Below are 24,192 nucleotides of genomic sequence, written 5' to 3'. Positions count from 1 at the left end.
GGCTCAAACCGATGCGCTTACCCCACCTTTGCAATGGCAGCTATCTGACGTTTCAATCCGTAACCGGTCGGGAAGGAGTCGGCCCTTCGTAGTCTTTGATGCTCAACTTTCCTACACCTCCCCACATGCGATAAATGATCCGGTTCACCCCGGCGCGGCTGCGCCGGGGCTTTGGCTCCAGTCTTGGGGGTGAACCATGTCCGACCATTCAAACTCTTCGTATCCCACCGCTGCCGGGCGGGGGTGGATTCCGGGCTCTCGGGATATCGGGTTGCCGGGGGAGTCCTTTCCGCGCGGGCGGGGTGGGCGCTCGGCCGAGGGCGATCCCGGCTTTCGCCGGGACGACGAAGAAGATGGCGCTTCGGCTTGCGGCGCCTGGCCGGACGAAGCTCTCGGGGAGGGTGCTCCGGGGCGGCGGGGCGCGGCGGAAAGGGGCGGGGAGCGCGAGGGCGATGGCCCTCGCACTTCGCTTTCTTCTTCCCTGGCTCCGGATGTCTCGCCCGTGGCCGGTCACGATCCTTCCTTCCGCGCTTCGACAAGCTTGGGGCTCGCTGTGAGCGGCGATGGTCTTCCTCTCCCTCGGGAGGGGGAGCAGGGGTGGTCTCCTGCGCGGAAGGTGCGTTTTCTCGACCGGCTCTCCGGCAAGGGGGATGTGCGGGCGGCGGCTGCGGCGGTGGGGATGTCGCGGCAGTCGGCCTATCTGTTGCGGCGGCGGGACCGGGTGTTCGCGCGGGGGTGGGATGCGGCGCTGGTGCTGGCGCGGCGGCATGTCGAGGACGTGCTGGCGACGCGGGCGCTCGATGGGGTGGAGGAGCCGGTGTTCTATCATGGCGAGCAGGTGGCGGTGCGGCGGCGTTACGATGCGCGGTTGCTGCTGGCGCATCTGGGGCGGCTCGACCGGCTGGTGGAGGCAGATGCGGCGCGCTCGGGAGAGCGGGGCGGCGATCTGGCGGAGCGGTTCGACGAAGTGCTGGCGGTGGTTGCGGGCGAGGCGCCGGCGGAGCTGTTCGAGGTGGCGCCGGTGCGGGCCGGGCGGCCGGAGCCGGTCCTGCCGCCGTCGCGGGAGGTCTATGCCGACCGGGCGGGCGTCATGCTCCAGGACGAGGCCGATGCGGCGTGGGAGCAGGCTGTGGCGGCGGGCGAGGCGGGGCCGGAGGACGAGCCCGATCCGCGCGTGGCGCTCTGGCGCGAGGCGGCGGCGGGTGAGTGGGATGGCTGGCGTCGCCGCGCGGAAGGTGCGGTCGATGCGGTGCTGGGCGGGGAGGTGGCGCCGCCGATGGAGTTCAAGTCGGTCGGGGGCGGCTTTTCTTGCTCGGGACAGTGTAAAGCGTGTCAACCTGAGCGGCGCCGGGAACCCGATGCGGGGTGCGATGTTATGATGGGTGAAGGTCGGCGTGGTGCTTCCCCCACCCCCTCCGTTACCGCGTCGGCCTTCCCTGTTTCTGGCCCCGTTTCTGGTCCTGCTTCAGGGATTTTCGCGGATTACTCGTCGTTGGCGTCGTCGGAAAGGACGGCCAGTTCGACTTTGCCTGAGCCCATGCGGGCGATGCCGATTTCCTTCGCGGCGGCCTCGGAAAGGTCGATCACGCGGTTGGAGTGGAACGGGCCGCGGTCGTTGATGCGGACCATGACGGAATCGCCAGTGAGCGCGTTGGTGACGCGCAGCTTCGTGCCGAAGGGCAGCGAGGGATGGGCGGCCGTGAGGTCATCCGGGTTGAAGCGCTCGCCGCTGGCGGTGCGGGCTCCCCGGAGCGAGTGGCCATAGAAGCTGGCGGTGCCGCCCTTGATAGCCTCGAAGTCCTGCTCAAGCGATTGCGGCAGGGCGGCGACGGGCGTGGTGGCTGCGGGTGCGGCGACGATCGCGGCAGGTGCGGGTGCCTCGGCAGCGGCCTTTGCGGGCGCCAGCTTCGACTCGGCGATCGCCGAGGAGGCCGGCGCTACCAGCATGGCAGCGGTGGCTAGAGCAAAGCCGATCCGGGCAATCCGGCGGGCTTTATGCGGTTGGTTGTGCTTCCCCGTCATGGCGAGGAGTCCTACAGGCAGTTCGTCGCGCTGTGGACCCATGCAAAAGCGGCCCGTCGCACTTTGGCAACGGGCCGCCGGATGTCGTTAAGACGTTGAAAGGATTCGGAGGGCCGAATCCGCTGCCTGTTACTTCGCGTCGCGCTGGGCGAGCAGGCGGAGTCGCAGGGCATTCAGCTTGATGAAGCCGGCCGCGTCCTTCTGGTCGTAGGCGCCGGCATCATCCTCGAACGTGACGTGGCGTTCGGAGTAGAGCGAGTCCGCCGACTTGCGGCCGACGACCAAGGCATTGCCCTTGTAGAGCTTCAGGCGGACGGTGCCGTTCACGCGCGCCTGCGAGTGATCGATCGCGGCCTGCAGCATCTCGCGCTCCGGCGCGAACCAGAAGCCGTTGTAGATCAGCTCTGCATACTTCGGCATGAGCTCGTCCTTGAGGTGCGCGGCGCCGCGGTCGAGCGTGATCTGTTCGATGCCGCGATGGGCGCGAGCGTAGATCTCGCCGCCCGGCGTCTCGTACATGCCGCGCGACTTCATACCTACGAAGCGGTTCTCAACCAGATCGAGGCGGCCGATGCCGTGCTTGCGGCCGAGCTCATTGAGCGCGGTGAGCAGCGAGGCGGGGCTCATCGCCACGCCGTTGAGCGCGACGCCGTCACCCTTCTCGAAGTCGACAGTGATGTATTCCGGTGCGTCCGGCGCGTCTTCCGGGTTGACGGTGCGCGAGTAGACGTAGTCCGGGGTTTCTTCCCACGGATCTTCCAGAACCTTGCCTTCGGACGAGGTGTGGAGGAGGTTTGCATCGGTCGAGAACGGGCTTTCGCCGCGCTTGTCCTTGGGGACGGGGATCTGGTGCTGCTCTGCCCAGGCGATGAGCGCGGTGCGGCTGGTCAGGTCCCATTCGCGCCAGGGGGCGATGACCTTGATGTTGGGATCGAGGGCATAGGCCGAGAGTTCGAAGCGGACCTGGTCGTTGCCCTTGCCGGTGGCGCCATGCGCGACGGCGTCGGCGCCGGTTTCGTGCGCGATCTCGATCAGGCGCTTGGAGATCAGCGGGCGGGCGATCGACGTGCCGAGGAGATAGTCGCCTTCGTAGCGGGCATTGGCGCGCATCATCGGGAAGACGAAGTCGCGCACGAATTCCTCGCGCAGGTCGTCGATATAGATGTTCTCGTCCGGCAGGCCCATCAGCTTGGCCTTGGCGCGCGCGGGTTCGAGTTCTTCACCCTGGCCGAGGTCGGCCGTGAAGGTCACGACTTCGCAGTTGTACGTGACCTGAAGCCACTTGAGGATGACGCTGGTGTCGAGGCCGCCGGAGTAGGCGAGGACGACCTTCTTGATGCTGTCGGACATGGGCGCAGGCTCCGCAGGAAAGGGCATTGAGATTCGGGGGCGCGCCTATCAGCACGCGCCCCGCTGCGCAATGAAGGAAAGGTGCGGGGCTATGCGCCCAACAGTGCCGCTTCGGCCACGGGCATATAGTCACGGGTGAGCGGAAGGGCGAGGCGGCTGCGGGTGTACTGGATCTGATAGTTGCACATGCCGCCACTTTCGAAGGCTGCGGTGGCGCCGGCGAGGTAGAAAGTCCACATCCGGTAGAAGCGTTCGTCCATGAGGCTGACGATGGCTTCCTTGTTGGCGACGCAGCGCTTGTACCATTCCCGCAAGGTCAGCGCGTAGTGAAGGCGCAGGTTTTCGACATCCGTTGCGATCAGGCGGAATTTCTCGCTGGCTGCAACCGTTTCGCTGAGGGCTGGGATGTAGCCGCCGGGGAAAATGTACTTGCGGGTGAAGGCGTCGGTCGAACCGGGGCCGCCCATGCGGCCGATGGTGTGGAGCAGCATGACGCCGTCGTCCGTCAGCAGGTTGCCGACGGCCCTGAAGAACTGGCTGAACTGAGCCTGCCCGACATGTTCGAACATGCCGACCGAGACGATGCGGTCGAACTTGGCGCCGCGCGCGGCAAGGTCGCGGTAGTCGACGAGTTCGAAGGTGACCTTGTCGGTAACGCCCGCCTGCTCGGCGCGCTCGCGGGCGAGGGCGAGCTGTTCCTCGCTGAGGGTGATGCCCAGCACCGAGACGCCGGCGTTCTTCGCAAGGTAGATCGCCATTCCGCCCCAGCCGCAGCCGATGTCGAGCACGCGCTGGCCCGGTTCGAGCGCGAGCTTGGCGGCAATATGCGCCAGCTTGGCGGTCTGCGCCTGTTCCAGCGTGATGCCGGGTTCCGGCCAGTAGGCGCAGGAGTACTGCATGTGCTCGATATCGAGGAACAGGTTATAGAGTTCGTTGCCGATATCGTAGTGGTGCGCGATGTTTTTCTTGGCGCTGGCCGCCTTGTTGATGCCGTCTACCAGCGTGACGACCTTGCCTTTCAGCTTCTTGAAGGCGGTATGTTCATGGAGTTCGCCGCCCTTGTCCCACTTGGCGTTGGACCGGATCAGTTCGACCATCTCCATGATGTCGCCCTGCTCGATGACGAGTTGCCCGTCCATGAAGGCCTCCGCCGCGCCAAGGCGCGGATCGGTGAGGATGCGGCGTTCGCCCTTGGCATCGGTGAAGCGGATACGGACTTCGGGAAAGCCGGCGGCAGGCGTGCCGAACCGTTTCACGCTGCCATCGGGGCGGACAACCTCCAGAACGCCCTGGCGGACGCCTCTCTGGAGGAAACGATCGAGAATTCCCATTGCCATCAACCATTTGTGAAGGGCGCTTTGGCCCGGTGCAAGAGGGTTTCGCTTGCGAACTGCGCAAGCGAAGGCGAGGTATCGTCTACTGCCTTCCTGGAGTTTTCACTGGCGTGCGAGGAACAACACGTCACGCGGCTGGGCGAGGAGGTGCTGGCCGGAATCGACGTAAAGGGTTTCGCCGCTTTCCAGCCATCCTTGCGAGAGGAACAGCGCGGCCGAAGCCACGTCTTCCGGGGTGGTCTTGCGATGGAGGAGGTTCAGCCGGTGCGAGATTTCGGCTTCCTCCTCGGTCTGGTCGTGGCTGGCGAGGATCGCGCCGGGCGCGAGGCCGTAGATGCGGTCATCCTCTGCCATGCGCGCCATCGACAGCATGGGGATCGTGGCCGCCAGCGCGTGCTTGCTCATCGTGTAGGAGAAGAAGTCCGGGTTCGGATTGAGCAGCTTCTGGTCGGTGACGTGGATCACCCGGCGTCCGGTGCGTGCGCGGGCATGGGCGAGGAAGGCCTGCGCGAGCCGGGCCGGGGTACCGGCATTGACCCGCATGGCTTTCTCGAAAGTGGGCGGATCGAGCATGGTGGCCGTATCGAGGTCGAACATGCCCGCGCAGTTCACCAGCACGCGCCAGTCCGGCAGGCGCGCGGCGAGTTCCTCGACCATGGCGGGGCCGGCGTCCCAGTCGTTCAATTCGCAGCCCACGATTTCCGAGGACGGCAGTTCCTGCGCCAGCGCCTCCGCCTGTTCCCGCGAATGTCCGTAATGGATGACGACATGCCATCCCGCCGCGCCGAACGAGCGGGCGATGGCGGCGCCGATCCGCTTGGCGCCGCCCGTTACCAGCATGGCAGGCCGATCGCTCATCGCGGCATCGCCATGCCTGCAGGTTGACACGGTTTACACTGTTCAGAGAGAAATCCGGGGCCAGGGAAAAAGCCGGTCCGCGCCCTGGCGGTCGTTCCGGTCCGGTATTGGAGGTGACGCGGCGAAGGGGGCAGGCGAACGTTCATCGGGCGGCATAGGAGCACAGACTGAAGCTGTAGGAAAGAGACTGTTTGGAAATTGCCGCATGGCCGGCTTTGCCTGCGTCTGGACAGGCGCGGAGGAAGGCATACGATGGCGTCCATGTCGTTCCTCGCACTGCTCGCCGCCGCCGCGCTGTCTTCCGCACCTGCAGTGCCGCCTTCGGCCGCCCCCGCGGTTCAGGCCGATCCCCTGACCCGCGAGGTCGCCGCGCTCGATGCGAAAGTGTTCGATGCCTACAATCGCTGCGATCTGGATGCTTTCGCGGGATACTTCGATCCCGGCGTGGCCTTCTTCCACGATACCGGCGGCGCCACGTTCGATCGCGATACGGTGGTCGCCAATACCCGCAAGTACATCTGCGGCAAGGTTCGCCGGGAACTGTTGCCCGCCACGCTGCGCATCTATCCGATCAAGGACTATGGCGCGATCGAGGAGGGCGAGCATCGCTTCTGCGAACTGGCTTCCGGACAGTGCGAAGGGATCGCCCGGTTCGTGATGGTCTGGGCCCACCGGGCGGACGGCTGGCGCATCACCAACGTGCTCAGCTATGGGCACCGCACGATGACGGAGGAGGAACGCGGCGCGATGCCTTCACCCGGCAAATGACGGGACCGGGGCACCGATCGGGCCGGTCGCCCGCACAGTTGCCGGAATGCCGGTCAGCGCCTGGTGCCGCAGCGCGAAGTCGGCCTCGTAGAAGCTGTGGAGGAAGTCCAGCTGGCACGCGGTCGGACGTTCGCGGCATTCGCGGCTGCGGTTGAATTCCGGCAGGCTGGCAAGTTCCTCGCGGCCGAGCCTGCGCCCGATATCGCCGATCTGTTCATAGGGGATGAGGCGATCCACGGCCGGGCGTCCGCGGCCATCGAGCACGTACCAGCTCTGCGGGCGGAACACATGGTCGATGTCGAAAGGGGAACGTGCCTCGGCCAGATGGTCGATGGCGTCGTCAATCGTGTGAAATGTGCCGTAATGCTTCTGGAAGGGGGCCGAAATCGTCCGGTGCCGGGTTCCGCCGGAGCGGGCGTAGCGGAAGGCCGAGAGAAAGCGGTCCACCGGATCGCGGATGATCGCGAAACTGGGCAGGGCCAGAACGTCGGGCGCGCACCTGGCGTAGTAGATTGCCGAGCAGTGCTTCATCTGAGCGCCATAGAGCCGGTCGCAGATCGAGGTTCCGGCGTTCTTGGGGACATGGATGAACAGCAGGCGGCTGTCGCGGATGCGGTCCAGTCTGCGGCGGCGTTTTCCGTCCAGCCAGGGGCGCAGTCCATGGCGGGAAAGCCGCTCGGGAATGTCGCTGACGAGCTTCACGCCGAAAGCGGAGGCGAGGATGCGGTTGACGCCGGTGGTACCGGTAGTCGGTTCTAACTCGGGTGCCATGGGAGCATGGCCTAGGGCGATCGTGTCGCCCGGTGATTTCGAAATATTTCAGTGGTGGCAACCGTGCGGCGCGCCGTCGGGAGCGGCGGCGCGCCGTGGTTCCTGAGCGATCAGCGGCAGCGCGGACGCGAGTTGTTGCGGTCGATCTCGCGGCCCAGCAGGGCGCCGCCGGCAGCGCCGAGGATGGTGCCGGTGGCACGATCGCCGCGGGTGTCGATCGCGCGGCCGGCCAGCGCGCCGGCAACGCCGCCGATCAGCAGGCCGGTGGTGCCGTTGGACTTCTTGCAGCGGTAACGGCCGTCATTTCCGCGCCAGTAACGGATACCGTTGTCGGTGCGGTGATAGCGGTGGCCGTGGTTGCGCGCTTCGGCAACTTCGGTGACGGCGAAAGTCGCGGGGATGGTAAGGGCGGCCATGGTCGCCGCCACGATGGCTTTGCGCATCGGGAAATTCCTTCTCGGTTTAATGTCTTGTTACGACCGACCCCGGCCTTTCCATTGCGCGGCAAAACGAGGGATGAACATTGGCGTCAATTTGACGATACACGGCGAAGTGGCCGAGGGCGGCGACGAACGGCGCCGTCGCAACCCTCCATCCAGCTTTTGCCGCCATGGGTGCGATGACGCCTTGCCGAAAGTGCACAGCCTGCATATGGATCATATATGATTCGTATATTCGGAACGGTTTGATGGGTATCGTCAACATCGAGGATGAGCTGCACGAGCAGCTCCGCAAGGCGAGCAAGGCGTCCTATCGCTCGATCAATGCGCAGGCTGCCTTCTGGATCAGGATCGGCATGCTTTGCGAACTCAATCCGCAGCTCACGTTCCAGCAGATCGTCATCCGCGAACTGCGGGAAGCGGGCGTCGATCCGGGGGATCTCGCGCCGGGAGATGCGGCGCGCAGCAGCGAGCGCGTTCCATGATAAAGTCTTCCGACGAAGTCGAGATCATGGCCGAATCCGGCCGCCTGCTCGCCAGCGTCTTCACGTATCTCGACGGGCTGGCGCTGGCCGGACAGACGACGATGCAGATCAACGACCTTGTCGAGCGCTTCATCGTCGATGAACTGCACGCGCGCCCCGCCAGCAAGGGGCAGTACGGCTACGGCTTCGTGCTGAACTGCTCGCGAAACGAGGTCGTCTGCCACGGCGTCCCCTCGACGCAGGATGTGCTTTCAAACGGCGATATCGTGAACTTCGACATCACGCTGGAGAAGAACGGCTACATCGCCGATTCCAGCAAGACCTACTTCGTCGGCGAGGTTTCACCCACCGCCCGGCGGCTGGTGGAGACGACCTACGAGGCCATGTGGAAGGGCATCCGTGCGGTCCGCCCCGGCGCCCGGCTCGGCGATATCGGCCATGCCATCGAGAAACATGCCAAGCGCGCCGGCTACTCGATCGTGCGCGACTATTGCGGGCACGGTATCGGGCGGGAAATGCACGAAAAACCGGAGGTCCTCCATTTCGGCAAACCCGGCACCGGCCTGACCTTGCGGGAGGGCATGGTCTTCACCATCGAACCGATGCTCAACCAGGGGCGCCGGATGGTGCGGACGGAAGACGATGGATGGACCGTCGTCACCGTCGACGGGAAACTCTCCGCCCAGTTCGAACATACCGTTGCGGTAACGCGCGACGGTGTCCGGGTGCTGACACTGCGCCCGGAAGAGCGATTTGCCCCGAAGTTCTAATCCGTCAGCTTCCCGAACGGCAGCAGTTTGCGTGCGGTTGCGGCGGCCGACTTGCCATCGCCCTTGCGCAAGGCCGGCAGGATGGCGAGGGCGGCGCGTTTCATCAGCGTGTCGAGCGGCGTGGGGGTCGGCGCGGTGGCGGCGTCCTCGGCCCAGCGGCGGGCCTGCGCAACCTGGCCGTGGTCCTTGCGGATCTGCATCAGCGCCGCCAGTCCCGGATAGAAAGCGCGGTCTCCGCCAAGGGCGACGGCGCGGGAGAGAGCCGTCTCGCCGGCCTGCGTCTTCGCGCCGAGCGCGGTGCGGGCCACCAGGCCGCCCAACTGGTCGATCGCGTCGAGGTGCCAGCCGGCGATGACCATCTGGGCTTCGGCGTCGCGCGGGTTCTGTGCGGCGAGACGCTCGAAGATGCCGAGCGAGGTTCGCGCGTCCGACCGGCTCCGGGTCAGCTTCGCGCGGTAACCGATGGCGACGCCGCGCTGGAGAGTGGCCTCATGATCGCCGGGCCGCGCGGCCAGTATCTTGTCGGACGCGGTGATGGCCTGCCCGATCAGGGCGAGCGCCCTGGCCTTGTCCGGTGCCTGGAAGGCGGCGGCGGTCAGCAGTTCGCGCGGCGTATCGGCCATCACGGCAGCCGGGGCCGCAAGCGCGGACAGACCGGTCATGGCACTCACGGCGATCAACGTCGGACGGTACACGCGCACTCCTGACAGGACGGATGCGCGGCACGATGACCGAGGAATCACCCGGTGGGAAGCACTTATTCGGACCTAGAACCCCACGGCCTTGCGCACCGCCATCGGCTTGCCGCCGCGGCGCGGGCGCTCGGCTTCGACCGGGCGCTGGTCCGTGCCCCGCTCGAAGCGGAACTTGCCCACCGTCGTCGCCATGGCATGGGCCTGTTCGGTAAGCGCGCGGGCGGCGGCGTTGGATTCCTCCACCATGGCGGCGTTCTGCTGGGTATTGGTGTCGAGCTGCTGGATCTCGGTGGAAAGCTCGCGCATGGTCTGCGCCTGGGTGGTGGAATAGCGCGAGATTTCGTCCGCCATATGCGTGGTTTCCGCAAGACGGGCGATGATCTCGTCCAGCGCCGAGCGGGTTTGCGCCACGAGATCCACGCCCTGGTGAACGTCCTGGGTCGACTTGGTGATCAGGTTCTTGATGTTGTTCGCCGATTCGGTGGTGCGATGGGCCAGCGCGCGCACTTCGGTGGCGACCACCGCGAAGCCCTTGCCCGCTTCCCCGGCCCGCGCCGCCTCTACCCCAGCGTTAAGCGCCAGCAGGTTGGTCTGGAAGGCAATGGCTTCGATCACGTCGATGATCTGGGCGATCTCCGTGGAGGAATTCTTGATCTTGTCCATGGCGACGACTGCCGATTCCATCACCTCGCCGCCGCGCCGGGCATGGCCGGCCACTTCGGAAACGCTGGAGTCGACGCTCTTGGCGCTGCTGGCGGTCGTGCCGATGGCGCCGGTGACTTCGCGCACGCCTTCTGAAATGCGGGCGATCGTCGCGGCCTGGCTTTCGGTGCGAAAGGCGAGGTCATTGGCGGCGGCGCTGATTTCCTGCGCGCTGACTTTCACGCTGTCGGCGGAATCGGTGATCTCCACCACCAGCGAACCCACGTGGTGGCGCATGTTGTGGAAGTCCTCTCCCAGCTTCTCGTAAGCTTCGGGAAGGTCTCCAAGCTGGGCCTGGAGGTTGCCGGTGGCCATTTCTGACAAGGCTTCGCTCATGGAATCCAGCACGCGGTTGCGGGCTTCGGCTTCGGCGTCGAAATAGGCGCCGAGTGCGATCTGCATGTCGTGGAGCGCGGCCTTGACCAGCGTGCCGATCATCTTGCCCGTGGCGCGGCTGTTCAATGGCGAGATGAAGCGCCTCGCCATCATCGCCTCGATCATGTCCTCCAGCACCAGCGCATAGCTGGTGATGTAATAGTCCGGCGTGAGCCCTACGCGGGCATGGATGTTGCCGATCTTCTCGCTGCGCTTGGCGGCGTCGCTGTCGAACCGGCCGGAGAACATCTTGATCCAGTGCTCGTATTGCGCATCGGAGGCGCGGCGGCGGATTTCGGCATCGGGCAGGAGCTGGCTGAGCGCGGGGGACGATTCGATCCGCCGGTACAGGCTCTTGAGCGCCACCGGAGCATGCTTGCGGATCGCTGCGAGAATGCGCGGGAAGGTCCGGTAGTTGGCTTCGTCGAGCGGCGCGATATTGGCTCTGGCGGCCTGGCCGCTGCCGTGACCCGTGCTGTGCGAGGTAGCGCTCATGTGCTGTCTTCTTCCCCTGCGTTGCATGACGGTGCCTTCCCGGCACCGAGGAGCCGGGAGCATGGGAAGGGCTTTTAGAGCCGATAGACTAAGATGGTTTTCCGCACCGTTTAGGGGGTGACCCTAGGCTGCTGCATGGCGCGGTTAGTTCGCAATGGCGTGAAATGACAAATAATTAACTATCATGCATTACATGCACGCGAGGGTATCAACGGGGTAGGGTTCCATCCGCATGAAGAGTCACGGCTTGCGCAATGTCGCTGCCGGCACCGGATTATCGGTGCTGACCACCGTGCTGCTGTTGCAACTGGCGCACGTCGTGCCGGGGCTGGCCATGGCTGACCGTGCGGCGAGCGGGAACGCAGGGGGGCTGCTGGTGCTGGGCGTGGTGATCGCACTTGCCGTGTCGGCACCGGTCTGCCTCGTGCTGATGCGGCAGCAGGTGCGGATCGCGGCGCTGCACGGGGAACTGGCGCAGGCCTTCAAGCGGTTGGAGCGTATGGCCCGGGTGGATGGGATGACCGGGCTCACCAATCGCGACGTCTTCATCGAGATGACCCGCGAGGCGATGGAGGAGCGTGCGGGCTGGCTGATCGTGGCTGATGTCGATCATTTCAAGCAGATCAACGACGGTTTCGGCCATAGCGTGGGGGACCGGGTGCTGGTGGCCATCGGCGATGCGATCCAGGCCAATCTGCGCGCGGGGGACTTGTGCGGAAGGCTGGGCGGCGAGGAGTTCGGCCTGTTCCTCCATGCCCGCAGCGGCCGTGAAGCCCATGCCGCCGCCGAGCGCCTGCGCGGCACGGTTGCCGATCTCGCGGTTTCGACGTTCTCTGGCGGCAAGGTCGTGCCCACGCTCAGCCTCGGCGTCTCGGCAACGCACGGACTATCGCTGGCGGAAGCCATGCGCCGCGCGGACGAGGCGCTGTACGAAGCCAAGCGACAAGGCCGCAACCGCACGGTTTCCGCAGCGGAACCGTCTCCGGAGCATCATCTCCGGCTCGTCTCGGGTCACCTCTGACGGCAACCCTGACGTTTACGACCTGATAAAAAACGCGCCGTCCACGGGGACGACGCGCTTTTTCGTTCCTGTCCAGAGGCCCGGAATCAACCGATCAACGGCACTTCACGTCGCCCTTGTCGATCTCGCGGCCGAGCAGGCCACCGGCGACACCGCCGAGGATCGTGCCAAGGGTCTGGTCGCCGCTGCCGGCGATCTCGTGACCGGCCAGTGCGCCCGCGCCCGCGCCGATGATGAGGCCGGTCGTACCGTTGTCGCGCTTGCAGTAGTAGCGGCCGTCACGGCCGCGCCATGCGTGATCGTTGCGGGACATGCGGCGCGGCTCCTTGTAACGGCCGCGCGAATCGTAATCGCGGCGATCGTAACGGTCATGGCCGCGGCGATCGTGGTGCGGCGCGGCGGCCACGGGGGCGGCCATCGGCAGCACGAGCGCGGCCATGGTGAGCGCCAGCAGGGTCTTTTTCATCGAAGTTTCCTTCCTGGAATGGATCTTGTTGCTGTAACGGTCCGCCTGCGATCTTGCTCCTCAACCTTGAATGAACCGCAGAAAAAATCGCGAAGGGCCAAAGACGGGGCGAGGCTGTCCTGCGATGAAACGAGGCTATGCCCGAATGCCGGGATACGAAAGGCTACTCGAAAAAATGCAACTTGATCTGGTGGATGTGTTCGGCTCGGGGCCGCTCAGCGGGAATCCGCTGGCGGTCGTGCGCGGCGGGGAGGATCTCGACAGCGAAACGATGCAGCGGATCACCCGCTGGCTCGGCTATTCGGAAACGACCTTCCTGCTGCCGCCCACCGATCCGGCCGCGGATTACCGGGTGAGGATCTTCTATCCGGCGGGCGAACTGCCTTTCGCGGGGCACCCGACGCTTGGCAGCGCCCATGCCTGGCTGGCGGCAGGCGGCGTGCCCCGGACAGCGGGAACGATCGTGCAGGAGTGCGGCATCGGCCTCGTCGAAGTGCGGCAGGAAAGGGAAATGCTCGCCTTCCGCGCGCCGGCCCTGGTGCGGTCGGGGCCTTTGGACGCGGAGGATCTCGCCGAGACGATCAGGCTTTGCGGTGTTGACGAAGGCGATGTCCTTGCCGGGGTCCATGCCGCCAACGGGCCGGGGTGGAAGGTGCTCCACCTTACGTCGGCCGAAGCGGTGCTGGCGGCCGAGCCGGCGGCACGCGCGCCGCTGCATACCGATGTCGCGCTGCTTGGCCCCATAACGACGACCAGTGCGGCTGGCAGCGCGGCTGGCAGCGCGGCCCAGTGGGAGCTGCGGGCCTTCTTCGCCGATGCGAGCGGGCGCCTTTGCGAGGACCCGGTGACCGGCAGCCTCAATGCGGCGGTCGCGCAGTACCTCTTCGCCAGCGGGCAGGCGCAAGGGCCCTATGTCGCGGCGCAAGGGCGGAAGGTCGGCGCGGACGGGCTGGTCCATTGCCGCCGGGATGCGGATGGCGCGGTCTGGATTGCAGGCAAGGCTACCACGGTTTCGGAAGGCGGGGCACTGCCGGGGCCGTTCTGAGGAAATCTCGTCCCGGAGCGCGCCGGGACGAGTTTCACGATACCGTCGTCAGCCCGCCTTCTTCGGCAGTGCGATCTCCGCCGTGCCGGTGCACATGGTCTTGCCGTTCTGGTTGGTCATGAGGTGCTTGACGTGGACGAGATGGCGGCCTTCCGCGTCGACTGACTTCTCGGTCACTTCGGCGGTCTGGATCGTCACGTCGCCGGTGAGCGCCGGGCCGCGATAATTGGCGATGGAATGGACGACCATGCCATGCTCGCCCGCCCATCCTGCCAGGAAATCCGTGACCCACGAACCCATCGAGGCACCATAGCCGTAGCCGCGCGGCATGCCGATGCGGCGGGCGTATTTCGGGAACAGGTGTCCGCGCGAGGGGCCGTAATAGGCGCCGTCGGTGAGCGAGGGGTTGACCAGCATCATGTCCGGGTCGTTCTCGTACCCGGCCATCTCGCGCGTGAAGCCCAGCGCTTCGAGGTCATTCTTGCGCAGGTTCATCGTCCCCCAGGTGTTGACGATATAGGCGCGCCACTCGGTCGCGAAGCTGGCGATCGAGTGCGGGCCGAAGACGCGTTCGGGAAGCTGGTCTCCCACCGCCACGTCATCCCACCAGCGCTCCTTGTGGCCAAGGTCGTGAAGCATCTTCACCCAGGCGAACTTGCGGTCTTCGAGTGCGGCGATCGCCTCGTCGGTCCATTCCGGCTCTTCGAATTCGTCGGCCTTCACGGAATCGCCGCCGGCATGGGCGAGGTAGCGGATCGCGGTGGAGCGCTGCGTGGCGATCTGCTCGCCTTTATGGTTCGAATAGTTGTTGTCCCCGCGCTGGAAGCAGGTGGGGCCGAACCCGGTTTCCTTGACCTTGTAGTCGAAGGGGATGCGGGTGTTCGTCACCACGTCTCCGGCCTCGATGCGGGGGCCGTGGAACCACCATTCGTCACCGCCGAACAGCAGGTGCGAGTTCGGGATGCAGCCCACGCAGGCCGGTGCGGCGCCGTGGCCGTCGTCCGTGGCGATGGCGAAGCTCTGCGGCGCGACCAGGCGGCCCCAGCGGCTGGCCTCGAAAGTGGCCGGATCGAAGTGCAGCAGGTTGGCGTAATGCATGGCATGGACCCAGCGCCGGATGTCGTTGTTGGCGACAGGTTCGCGCATGGGCGAAAAGTCCATGGTCTTGCCGAGGTACTGGTCGATATCCGAAAAGTCGATCGTGGTGGTGCTCATGGCGAATGGATGTCCTGAAAATGCGGTGCGAAAAGGGTCAGGCGGTGCGGATGCCGGTGGCCTCTTCGGGCCGGAACACGGGGATTTCGGTTTCCGCCTTCATCAGCACCAGCGGCAGGACCCGTTCGGTCGAGGTCTGGTAGGCGGCGTAGAAGGGGTGGCAGTCCACGAAGAAGTCCCAGACCTTCCCGCGCTCGGCGCCTTCGGGTTCGCGCCATGTGCCCCGGAAGGCCTGCGTGGCGATCTGGAATTCGACTTCGGGGCGGGCAACGAGGTTGAGATACCATTGCGGATGCGTGTCCGCTCCGCCCTTGGAGCCGCAGATCACCACTTCGCCGCCGATATCCGCGTAGCACAGGGGGGTGATGAAGACCTTCCCGCTCTTGCGACCGGTGTACTTGACCAGGCAATGCGTGGCGAAGGCCCGGCCGCCGACGGGGGTGATGTCCATGATGTGCCCCTGCGCGCCGCCGGAGCCCAGATACATGTCGCGGTGTTCGGTAACCCAGTCGCGCCGCACGGCGCTGATCGCCGCTGCCGATTCGTCGCTCATGACGCGTTCCTCTCCTGATTTCGGCGGGAGGATCGCGAAAGGCGCAGGCAGGGTCCAGCAGCGATGGACCGATGCCGCGCAGGTATCACCGGGGCGTAGTCCGCGCCCCGGTGATCAGGTCATGACCCATGACCTTTCAGGCGTTGACCTGCCGGATCATCGGGGTCTGGTTGCGCCAGGAGTCCATCCAGTCGAGCACGTCGTCATAAGGCATCGGCTTGCAGATGCCGTAGCCTTGCCCGGCATTGCAGCCGAGCGAGACGAGCAGTTCCTGCGTCTCGGGATTCTCCACGCCCTCGGCCACCAGCGGGATGCCGAGGCTTTCGCAGAGCACCACGAGGCTGTTGACCAGGGACTGGTCGAAGCGGTTCTCGGTGAAGCGCGAGATGAACGAGCGGTCGATCTTGATCTCGCTGATCGCGAATTCGCGCAAGTAGCCGAACGAGGTGAAGCCCGCCCCGAAATCGTCGATGGAGAGCGGGATCTTGTGCTCGTGCAGGCTTTCGATCACCCGCTTGGCTTGCGAGGGGTTGGTGATGAGCGCGGTTTCGGTCAGCTCCAGCGTCACCCGCTCGGGGGCGATGCGGTGGCATTCGATCAGTTCGACCACGCTGTCCACGAAAGTCGGCCGTTCGAGCATCCGGGCCGAGACGTTGATGGCGATGGACGCGCCGTCCACCTTGTCTTGGATGCGGGCGAACTGGGCCAGCACGGTATCTAGGCACTGGTTGGTGAAGGTTTCCAGCAGGGGCGACTGTTCGACCGTGCGGATGAGCTGGTCGGCGGGGATGTTGCCGCTGCGCGGATGGCGCCAGCGGACCAGCGCCTCGAAGCCGAGCACGCGCCCGTCGCGAAGGTCGACCTTGGGCTGCCAGTGCCATTCCAGGGCATCGTGGGAGATGGCCTGGTCGATCTCTTCCAGCATGTCCTTGGGATCGAAGGCAGGTGCGGCGGGCAGATTCTCGCGGCTGGTCACGAGCTTGTCGAGCCCGCGCTTGGCCGCATACATCGCATCGTCGGCGGCGGAGAGCAGGCCGGTGGGGGCATAGCCGCGCTGCGGGCACATGGCGATGCCGATCGAGGCGCCGACATGGAGGATGCGGTTCTCGTGGACGATCGGCTGTTCGATCACGCGTGCCAGTTTCCCGGCAAGGCCGGTTGCGGTGTCGTAGTCGGGCACGTCCTGAAGCAGCAGCGCGAATTCGTCGCCGCCGAGCCTTGCCACCGTATCCACTTCGCGCAAGTGGCCGCGCAGCCGCCGGCCGATGGTGGTGAGCACGACATCGCCGGCGGCATGGCCGAAGCTGTCGTTGATCTCCTTGAAGCGGTCGAGGTCGATCATCATCACCGCGAAGGAACTGCCGTTGCGGCGCGCGCGGGCGCAGGCCTGTCCCAGCCGGTCGAACAGCAGGGTGCGGTTGGGCAGGTCGGTGAGCGGGTCGTGCAGGCTGCGGTGAGTGAGTTCCTCCTCGGTACGGCGCAAGTCATGCCGATACTTGCGCCAGGCGATCCCTTCCTCGACCGATGCGGCCACCCGTTCGGGGGAAAGCGCGCGCTTGGTGAGATACTCGGTCATGCCCGCCTTGATCGAATCCGCGGCGATCTGCTCGTCGGCATTGCCGGTGACGGCGACGATCGGGCAGTCCTGATCGACTTCGGCGCGGATGGTGGGAACGAGATCGCGCCCGTCCCCGTCGGATAGCCCGAAGTCGAGGAACACGATGTCGAGCGCGGGCTCGGCATGGCGGATGATCTGGAGCGCTTCGGCCTGCGAACTGGCCTCGATCACGTTGATCGACCTTGGCCCGCGCTGGAGCATGCGGATCAGCCGCTCCCGGTCGACGTCGTCGTCGTCCACCACGAGGGCGTGGATTTCGGTCTTGCCGTTGTGAGAATATTCCATCGTATTCGAGTCCTCCGGGGTTGGGCGACCGTGAGGCAAGCTCATGGGATCGTGTCGATCGGCCTGTTTCAGGGCAGGTTCTGGGTCGTTGCGTACTTGGTGATGAACTGGGCGAGCTGGGCGAACTGCGGGCCGACGGCGGACTTCACCATGTATCCGGCGACATGTTCGTCGTAGGCGCGTGAACGGTCCTGCTCGCGCGCGCTGGTGCTGAGGATGAAGACCACGGTGCGCTTCAGCTCGGGATCGGCGCGCAGGGCCTCCAGGAACTGGAAACCGTCCATGTTCGGCATGTTGAGATCGAGCAGGACGATCACCGGGGTGGCGAGCTGCTTGGCGGGATGGCGGCCGCGCAGCACGTCCAGCGCCTCGCATCCGTCTCCGGCGGTCTGGCTGCGGCACGGCACGCCGTGGCGGCGGAAGCTGCGCAGAACGCCTTCGAGCGCCACGTCATCGTCGTCCACGACCAGCACGGTGTAGTCGCAGGTGGTTTCGGGTGCGGGGCGGGTCTCATTCATCCTCGTGTTCCTTCAGGAGAATGCGCGGCCAGTGGATCTCGAACGAGGCGCCGCCGAGCGCGCCGGGCGAACGCACCGTCACCATGCCGCCGTGCGCGTTGATCATGCGCCGGGTGAAGGCGAGGCCGACGCCGTCTCCATTGGTGCCGGGCGAGGCGCGGTGGAACAGCTTGAAGATGCGCTCCTCGTTGCCGGGGGTGACGCCCTGACCGTCATCGTCGACCGTGAAGACCGAGAAGCGGCCTTCCTCGCGCATCGTGATGCGCACGCGGCCGGACGCGCCGCCGTGGTGCTTCACGGCGTTGCCGATGAGGTTGCGCAGCGAGGTGGAGAGCGGCGCGCGCGGGGCGACGATATCGCCGCCCTGCAGGTCCACCTCGATCGTGAAGCTGTCCGGCACCAGGGCGAGGGCGAGCGCCTCCTCCACCAGTTCGGCGGGGGAGATCGTCTCCATGTCGGTGTCGCGCACGCCGGCGCGGGCATAGCGGAGGAGATCGTCGATCATCTGTTCGGCCCGGTCGATCCGCAGGGAAATCCGGTCGAAGTTGTACTGCACGTCGTCCGGCAGTTCGAAACCGCTCAGGTCCTCGCGAATCCAGGTGACGAGGTCGCCGATGCCGCGCAGCGGAGAGCGCAGGTCATGACTGGCGACGTAAGTGAACTCCTCAAGCTGGGCATTGGTCTGCTGGAGCGCCGTCTCGCTGCGCTTGCGCGAGGAGATGTCGCTGACGATCGCCATGAACATCGGCTGCGCCGCGTTTTCCAGCCGGGTGAGGGCGATCTCGACCGGGATTTCCTGGCCCGAGCGGTGGAGCCCGGTGAGATCGCGGCCGGTGCCCATCATCCGCGATGCCGGCGCCGCGACATAGCCTTCGACATGTTCACGGTGCGCCGGACGGCAGCGGGCGGGCAGCAGCGTTTCGAGCGGCTGGCCGACCAGCTCCTCGCGCGGGTAGCCGAACTCGCTGGCGAGCGCGGAATTGACCTGGACGATGCGCTGGCGGGTATCGACCACCAGCGCGCCGAGCGGCAGGTTCTCGAAGACCTGGGAGAAGCGCTTTTCGGCGATGGTCTGGCGGGTCAGGCTCTGGAAATAGAGCAATGCGCGCTTGTCGAAGTCCCCCGGCGCGCAAGTCAGCGTCAGTTCCGCGGTTTGCCGGATGCCTTCCATCGTCTGGATCGGGACCACGCGGGACCAGGTGGGCCGGGCATCCGCCGGGGCGGCGAAGAACATGTCCAGCATCTGGCGCAGGACCTCGGCATCGTCTTCGGGCAGCCAGACGAAGGCCAGCGTCAGGCGCAGCGCGGCAGGGTCCGGTTCGCCGAGCAGGGCCGCGACCGCCTGGTTCGCCCAGGAGATGACGCCGGCTTCGTCGATTATCATGGCGCCGATCGGCGCATGAGCCAGCGCGGCGTGAACCTCGGCCTGATTCTGAAGCGCTATCGACACAGTCACTCCCTATTGCAGCGAATGGCCCGCTCCCCGCGAAGGGAGCCGGCGTAACGGTGCGACCGGGAGGTCGTGTTGCGTTCTTGAAACGACGCAGGATCGGCCTCCTGCGGCAATGATTAGGGGCAGCCCCTTTGCACCTGACGAAAGGTGCTTTCCGGGGATCTCCCTAGTTAACGATCATTAGCAACGATTGCGGTGTCAAATTGCCACGAATTTTCCGGCTTCGCGGTCCTTGCGGACCTTGAGCCCGTTAAACACCGAACCGTTCATCGTGATCCATACGCCTTCGGGTGCGGACTGGGTGCAGGCGAAGGCCATGCCGAGGTTGAAGGTGGCGTCGCTCTCGGCGAAACGTGCCGGGGCCAGCGCGCCGGTCAGCACCATGGTCTTGCCGGGGATGTCGGCAAGCACCTTGGCGGTGTCGGTCATGGTGTCGGTGCCGTGAGTGATGACGACATGGGTTTCCGGCGCGGCGGCGATGGTCGCCGCGATCAGCGCGCGGTCCTCTCCGGTGAGTTCGAGACTGTCCTTGCGCAGCAGCTCGACCACGCGGAACGGGTGGGCGACGCGCGCGACCTTGAGCAGCTTCTCGATCACGCTCTCGACGATCTGATATTCGCTGAGCGCGTCGAAGTACTGCTTGTCGAAGGTGCCGCCGGTGGTGATGACGAGAATGGGTGCCTGGGTCATCCCGCGCCTTTAAACCGGAAGGCGGGTGCGGAGCAACGTCCGAACACCGCCCGCCACCGGCCTTGCACTCAGCCTTTCGCCATTTCGCCCAGGGTCACATAGTCGATCTTGCCGGTTCCCAGCACCGGCAGGGCACCGAGCACCCGGATATCGCGCGGGATCATGAGCTCGGCAACGCCGTTGGCGCGGCCCCATTCCTGAAGCGCCTTGTGATCCGCGCCCCCGGCCGTGGTGTAGAGCACCAGTTGTTCGCCCTTTCTCGGGTCGGGCCGGGTGACGACCGCGTTCTCCGCATCGGGCCAGACTTTGGCGGCATAACCCTCTACCGCGGGAAGGGAGACCATTTCGCCCGCGATCTTGGCGAAGCGCTTGGCGCGGCCGCGAATGGTGACGAAGCCGATCTCGTCGATGGTGACGATGTCGCCGGTGTCGTGCCAGCCCTCGGCGGGCGGCTGGAGCACGCCGGGCTCGCTCGCCAGCAGGTAGCCCGCCATGACGTTCGGCCCGCGCACGTAAAGGCGGCCGCCCTCGGTGATGCCGGGCACTTCCTCGAGCCGCGCTTCCATCGCCGGCAGCATCCGGCCGACGGTGCCCGCCCTGAAGTGCATCGGCGTGTTTACCGCGATCACCGGCGCGCACTCGGTGGCGCCGTAGCCTTCGAGGATGCGCAGGCCGAACTTGTCGGCATAAGTACGCCGGGTTTCCTCGCGCACCTTCTCCGCGCCCGCGAAGATGTAGCGCAGCGAGTAGAAGTCGTAGCTGTGCGCCATGCGGGCATAGCCGGAGAGGAAAGTGTCGGTGCCGAACAGGATCGTGGCATTGGCGTCGTAGGCGAGCGCGGGCACGATGCGGTAGTGCAGGGGGCTCGGGTAGAACACCGTGCGGATGCCGTTCAGCAGCGGCAGCAGGGTGCCCCCGGTCAGCCCGAACGAGTGGAACACCGGCAGCGCGTTCAGCACCACGTCTGCGGGGTTGAAGTCGATCCGCGCGGCAAGCTGCGCGCAGTTGGACAGCAGGTTGCGGTGAGTCAGCACCACGCCCTTGGGCGCGCCTTCCGAGCCCGAGGTGAACAGGATCACCGCCGGCGCATCGGGAGAGACCTTGCGGCGGGCGTGGCGGCCATCGGCGGCGCGGGCGGAAACCATGTGCCAGAGCTTGGCGAAAGTGCCGATCTCGGCGGCCAGGTCTTCGAGGTAGAGTACCTTGCGCCCGTCCGCCTCCAGCGCGGCGACGGTGGCTTCCAGCTTGCCCTGATCGATGAAGGCGCGCGCGGTGACCACCGTTTCGATCTTCGCGGTGGCGCAGGCGGACACCAGGCTGGCCTGGCCCACGGTGAAGTTCAGCATGGCCGGAACCCGGCCTTCCGCCTGAAGCGCGAAGAAGGCCAGTGCCACGCCGCTGACGTTGGGCAGCAGCAGGCCCACCGCCTCACCGGGGCGGGTGCGGAAGGCGAGGCGCTCGCCCAGCAGTTCGGCGCCGAGGATCAGGCGGTCGTAGCTGAGCGGGGTGCGCTTGATGTCCTCCACCACCCTGGTCTTGCCGCCGTGCACTTCGCGCGCATCGCAGAGCGCGGTGAACAGGGTGCGGTCCGTGTGGCTGGTGTCGAAGATCATCCGGCTCATCTCGTCATAGAGACGGCGGCCGGCGATGGCGCGGCGCTGGCGGGCGGTCATCTCGCCCTCGATCGAGAAACGGCGCGCGGGCAGCACGTCGATCGAGACCTTGGGGAACCAGCGCTGGCGGACCTTGCCCTTGAGGTGGGAGAAGGGCGTGTACTGCGGCCCGTCCAGACGGACTGGCACGATCGGCGCGTCGGCCTTGTCGGCCACCATGCCGGGGCCGTCGAACACTTTCATCAGTGCGCCGGTTACGGTGATGCGGCCTTCGGGGAAGATCACCAGCGTCCGGCCTTCCTTTACGGCGCGGACCATCGCCTTGGCCGCCATCGGGTTGGTGGGATCGACCGGGAATGCTCGGAACAGCTTGAGGAAGGGCTGGATCCACCAGCTTTTGGCGATGGCGGTGTGGACCGCGAAAGTCGGCTTGCCGGGAAGGAACGCCCCCAGCAGCAGGCCGTCGAGATAGGAAAGGTGATTGACCACGACGACCGCCGGTTGGCCGGGCTTCGGCATGTTTTCCATGCCCGTTACCTCGACCCGGTAGAGCGCCTTGAGCACGGCCCGGATCACCGCCTTGAACAGGGTTTCGGGCAGCAGCCAGATCGAGACCACCGCCACCGCCAGCGTGGCGAAGCCGAGAACGCCGATGACGCCCGGCACGCTCATGCCGCTGCCCAGCAGCACCGCGACAACGGCGATGGCGGCCACGGTCATGCCTGCGTTGAGGATGTTGTTGGCGGCAATGACCTGCGAACGTTCCTCCGGCGCGGAATGGATCTGGAGGATCGCGTAGAGCGGCACGATGAACATGCCGCCGGAGAAGGCGATTACCACCAGGTCCGCGAAGATCTTCCACGATTGCGGATCGGCGGCGAACTGGCGAACGGTGGCGTCGATCGCAGTGGGCACGAACCCGCGCGTGGAGAGCCACAGGTCGATCAGGCCGATCGACAGCATCAACGCGCTGACGGGAACGTAGCGGGCGGAAACCTCGCCCTTGAGCAGGCGGTTCACCGTCATCGAGCCGAGCGCGATCGTTACCGAGAAGATCACCAGGAACAGCGTCGCCACTTCCTTGCGCGCCTGCAGCGTGTCGGAGACGAGGGGAACGAACTCGGTCAGCAGCACCGCGCCTGCCGTGAAGAACCAGCTTATGCCGAGCACCGCCAGCCAGATGCCCCGGCCTTTGTGCGCGGCGACCAGCACGGCCCAGGTCCCGCGCGCGATGTTCCAGTCGATCGGATGGCCGTCACGGCTGGGCGGCGCGGGCGGAACGGCCAGCGCGGCCAGCCAGCCCACCACCGCAAGGCCCATGGCGACCAGCCCGGCTTCCCACGGCACCACTTGCCCGGCCAGCAATTGCCCGCCGAGGATCGCCAGGAAAGTGCCGGCCTCGATCAGGCCGGTGCCGCCCATGACCTCACGCTCGGACAGGTGCTGGGGCAGGATCGAGTATTTCACCGGCCCGAAGATCGTCGAATGAAGACCCATCAGGAACAGGCTGGCGAGCAGCAGCGCGATCGATTCCAGCGCGAAGCCGAGGAGCGCGATGCCCATGATCCCCACTTCCGCCGCCTTGATCCAGCGCACGAGGCGGGCCTTGTCGATCCGGTCGGCAATCTGCCCGGCCAGCGCGGAGAACAGGAAATAGGGCAGCGTGAACAGCCCGGTCGCCACGACCGAGAGCATCCCCGCCTTGTCCGGCGCATCGCGCAGCAGGCCGTAATTGGCCAGCAGCAGCATCGCGTATTTCAGCAGGTTGTCATTGAAGGCGCCCAGGAACTGGACGCAGAACATCGGCGCGAAACGCCGCCTCGAAAGCAATGAAAAATCAGGTGCCGACACGCCTATCCCCCTCGGTTGCCGTGGACGTTTCCATGGGCTCGGGAAAATTCACAAGCGGTAAATGCCCGAAGGCACTCCCGCCGTGACGATCGTGTGACACAAAAATATACGGCGCTCAATTTAATTCTGAGCGCCGATCAATTTCCTCGCGCGGCGTTCAGTCCGCAGCTTGCGGGCAGGGGCGGCGGGGCCAGTCGATCAGGCCGATGAGATCGTCCACGAAGCCTTCGCGTTCCTTGAGGGTGGGGCGCGCGGGCCGCATCAGGATGTCGGAGCGAAAGCCCACCAGCGCTGAAACCGTAAGCTGGGTCAGCCGCTCTGCCTCTTCGCGGGTGAACTGGGTTTCGTAGAACGAGGTCACGCAAGCCCGGAATTTCGACGGGCCGCGTTCGTAGAACATCTCGTTGATCTCGGGGAACCGTTCGCCCTCGCTGACGACGAGCCGGAAGAGCTGCACCGAATTTTCGCGCAGCAGGCAGTCGAGGAAGCGCAGGCAGGCGCGCCGCAGCGCGGCGAACGAGAAGGTCTGCCCGGTGAGCACCTCGTTCACGTCCTGCGAGAAGCTGTCGACCTTGTTGTCCACCACGGCGGCGAAAAGCTCTTCCTTCGAGCTGAAGTGCGCCCAGAGCGTGGCTTTCGAGCCGCCCAGTTCATCGGCGATCGAAGACATCGTGGTGGCGGCATAGCCCCGCTCGAAGAAGGACTTCGTTGCAACTTCCACGATGGCGGCGCGCTTTTTCGCCTTGTTGAGTTCTCTCTTGCCCGGATTTTCTGTCATAGTGGTACTGGTCAGTACACT

At 65.8% G+C, this 24,192-nt stretch carries 22 protein-coding genes; 5 read left to right on the top strand and 17 right to left on the bottom strand.

Annotated features, from left to right (window positions below):
• Positions 1-1,482 precede the first annotated feature (1,482 nt).
• The 4 genes from ACLIMP_RS14455 to ACLIMP_RS14440 form a co-directional block, all read right to left on the bottom strand.
• A complete protein-coding gene (locus tag ACLIMP_RS14455) occupies positions 1,483-2,022 on the bottom strand; it encodes a septal ring lytic transglycosylase RlpA family protein (RefSeq protein WP_443477926.1) in 540 nt (179 codons plus the stop codon).
• A 129-nt stretch (positions 2,023-2,151) separates the two neighbouring features.
• Entirely contained in the window at positions 2,152-3,372 is a 1,221-nt protein-coding gene (locus ACLIMP_RS14450; RefSeq protein ID WP_443477925.1) for an argininosuccinate synthase, read from the bottom strand.
• 89 nt (positions 3,373-3,461) lie between these two features.
• The gene (locus ACLIMP_RS14445; RefSeq protein WP_324696338.1) at positions 3,462-4,709 is read right to left on the bottom strand and encodes a cyclopropane-fatty-acyl-phospholipid synthase family protein; all 1,248 of its coding nucleotides are present in this window, start codon (positions 4,707-4,709) and stop codon (positions 3,462-3,464) included.
• 99 nt (positions 4,710-4,808) lie between these two features.
• Positions 4,809-5,564, bottom strand: a complete 756-nt coding sequence (locus tag ACLIMP_RS14440; RefSeq protein ID WP_324696336.1) for an SDR family oxidoreductase — start codon at positions 5,562-5,564, stop codon at positions 4,809-4,811.
• Between the two features lie 252 nt (positions 5,565-5,816).
• Here ACLIMP_RS14440 and ACLIMP_RS14435 point away from each other — a divergent pair, with 252 nt between their 5' ends.
• Positions 5,817-6,332 carry a nuclear transport factor 2 family protein gene (locus ACLIMP_RS14435; RefSeq protein ID WP_324696334.1) on the top strand — a complete coding sequence of 172 codons (516 nt, stop codon included), beginning with the start codon at positions 5,817-5,819 and terminating at the stop codon, positions 6,330-6,332.
• Here ACLIMP_RS14435 and ACLIMP_RS14430 read toward each other — a convergent pair.
• Together ACLIMP_RS14430 and ACLIMP_RS14425 are read right to left on the bottom strand one after the other, a co-directional pair.
• On the bottom strand, positions 6,318-7,103 hold the full coding sequence (locus ACLIMP_RS14430) for a sulfotransferase family 2 domain-containing protein (RefSeq protein ID WP_324696332.1): 786 nt from the start codon (positions 7,101-7,103) through the stop codon (positions 6,318-6,320). The genes ACLIMP_RS14435 and ACLIMP_RS14430 overlap by 15 nt on opposite strands.
• A 110-nt stretch (positions 7,104-7,213) precedes the next feature.
• Positions 7,214-7,546 (bottom strand): glycine zipper 2TM domain-containing protein, encoded by a 333-nt coding sequence (locus ACLIMP_RS14425; RefSeq protein WP_054436853.1) that lies wholly within the window; start codon positions 7,544-7,546, stop codon positions 7,214-7,216.
• A gap of 245 nt (positions 7,547-7,791) precedes the next feature.
• Here ACLIMP_RS14425 and ACLIMP_RS14420 point away from each other — a divergent pair, with 245 nt between their 5' ends.
• Both ACLIMP_RS14420 and map read left to right on the top strand, forming a co-directional pair.
• Positions 7,792-8,028 (top strand): ParD-like family protein, encoded by a 237-nt coding sequence (locus tag ACLIMP_RS14420; RefSeq protein ID WP_324696330.1) that lies wholly within the window; start codon positions 7,792-7,794, stop codon positions 8,026-8,028.
• A complete protein-coding gene (gene map / locus ACLIMP_RS14415; RefSeq protein ID WP_324696328.1) occupies positions 8,025-8,798 on the top strand; it encodes a type I methionyl aminopeptidase in 774 nt (257 codons plus the stop codon). The genes ACLIMP_RS14420 and map overlap by 4 nt, the downstream gene beginning before the upstream one ends.
• On the opposite strand, the gene ACLIMP_RS14410 is transcribed toward map, so the two are convergent.
• Positions 8,795-9,460, bottom strand: a complete 666-nt coding sequence (locus ACLIMP_RS14410; protein ID WP_132469637.1) for a hypothetical protein — start codon at positions 9,458-9,460, stop codon at positions 8,795-8,797. The genes map and ACLIMP_RS14410 overlap by 4 nt on opposite strands.
• A gap of 105 nt (positions 9,461-9,565) precedes the next feature.
• Complete coding sequence (locus tag ACLIMP_RS14405; RefSeq protein ID WP_324696326.1) at positions 9,566-11,065, bottom strand: methyl-accepting chemotaxis protein; 1,500 nt, start codon at positions 11,063-11,065, stop codon at positions 9,566-9,568.
• Between the two features lie 232 nt (positions 11,066-11,297).
• Here ACLIMP_RS14405 and ACLIMP_RS14400 point away from each other — a divergent pair, with 232 nt between their 5' ends.
• The gene (locus ACLIMP_RS14400) at positions 11,298-12,086 is read left to right on the top strand and encodes a GGDEF domain-containing protein (protein WP_324696324.1); all 789 of its coding nucleotides are present in this window, start codon (positions 11,298-11,300) and stop codon (positions 12,084-12,086) included.
• Positions 12,087-12,180: 94 nt separating this feature from the next.
• On the opposite strand, the gene ACLIMP_RS14395 is transcribed toward ACLIMP_RS14400, so the two are convergent.
• Positions 12,181-12,552: a glycine zipper 2TM domain-containing protein gene (locus ACLIMP_RS14395; protein ID WP_054436846.1), complete on the bottom strand. Its 372-nt coding sequence runs from the start codon at positions 12,550-12,552 to the stop codon at positions 12,181-12,183.
• Between the two features lie 175 nt (positions 12,553-12,727).
• Between ACLIMP_RS14395 and ACLIMP_RS14390 the strand changes: the two genes are divergently transcribed.
• Complete coding sequence (locus ACLIMP_RS14390) at positions 12,728-13,597, top strand: PhzF family phenazine biosynthesis protein (protein ID WP_324696321.1); 870 nt, start codon at positions 12,728-12,730, stop codon at positions 13,595-13,597.
• A 48-nt stretch (positions 13,598-13,645) separates the two neighbouring features.
• On the opposite strand, the gene ACLIMP_RS14385 is transcribed toward ACLIMP_RS14390, so the two are convergent.
• The 8 genes from ACLIMP_RS14385 to ACLIMP_RS14350 all read right to left on the bottom strand — a co-directional run bounded on the left by ACLIMP_RS14385 (position 13,646) and on the right by ACLIMP_RS14350 (position 24,171).
• A complete protein-coding gene (locus ACLIMP_RS14385) occupies positions 13,646-14,812 on the bottom strand; it encodes an FAS1-like dehydratase domain-containing protein (protein ID WP_324696319.1) in 1,167 nt (388 codons plus the stop codon).
• Positions 14,813-14,849: 37 nt separating this feature from the next.
• Positions 14,850-15,365 carry a nitroreductase/quinone reductase family protein gene (locus tag ACLIMP_RS14380; RefSeq protein WP_324696317.1) on the bottom strand — a complete coding sequence of 172 codons (516 nt, stop codon included), beginning with the start codon at positions 15,363-15,365 and terminating at the stop codon, positions 14,850-14,852.
• 136 nt (positions 15,366-15,501) lie between these two features.
• Positions 15,502-17,268 carry a putative bifunctional diguanylate cyclase/phosphodiesterase gene (locus tag ACLIMP_RS14375; RefSeq protein ID WP_054436840.1) on the bottom strand — a complete coding sequence of 589 codons (1,767 nt, stop codon included), beginning with the start codon at positions 17,266-17,268 and terminating at the stop codon, positions 15,502-15,504.
• Positions 17,269-17,336: 68 nt separating this feature from the next.
• Positions 17,337-17,786 (bottom strand): response regulator, encoded by a 450-nt coding sequence (locus ACLIMP_RS14370; RefSeq protein ID WP_054436838.1) that lies wholly within the window; start codon positions 17,784-17,786, stop codon positions 17,337-17,339.
• Entirely contained in the window at positions 17,779-19,236 is a 1,458-nt protein-coding gene (locus ACLIMP_RS14365; protein WP_324696313.1) for a sensor histidine kinase, read from the bottom strand. Before ACLIMP_RS14365 ends, ACLIMP_RS14370 begins: the two co-directional genes overlap by 8 nt.
• Positions 19,237-19,437: 201 nt before the next feature.
• Complete coding sequence (locus tag ACLIMP_RS14360) at positions 19,438-19,929, bottom strand: asparaginase domain-containing protein (protein WP_054436837.1); 492 nt, start codon at positions 19,927-19,929, stop codon at positions 19,438-19,440.
• A 68-nt stretch (positions 19,930-19,997) separates the two neighbouring features.
• Positions 19,998-23,393: an acyl-[ACP]--phospholipid O-acyltransferase gene (locus ACLIMP_RS14355; protein WP_324696311.1), complete on the bottom strand. Its 3,396-nt coding sequence runs from the start codon at positions 23,391-23,393 to the stop codon at positions 19,998-20,000.
• A 157-nt stretch (positions 23,394-23,550) separates the two neighbouring features.
• On the bottom strand, positions 23,551-24,171 hold the full coding sequence (locus tag ACLIMP_RS14350) for a TetR/AcrR family transcriptional regulator (protein WP_054436833.1): 621 nt from the start codon (positions 24,169-24,171) through the stop codon (positions 23,551-23,553).
• Positions 24,172-24,192: the final 21 nt, after the last annotated feature.

This window comes from Novosphingobium aeonii, from assembly GCF_052279045.1.
GTDB lineage: Bacteria > Pseudomonadota > Alphaproteobacteria > Sphingomonadales > Sphingomonadaceae > Novosphingobium.
Note: the sequence above shows the minus strand (reverse complement) of the source record. Positions and strands in the feature narration are given on the sequence as shown.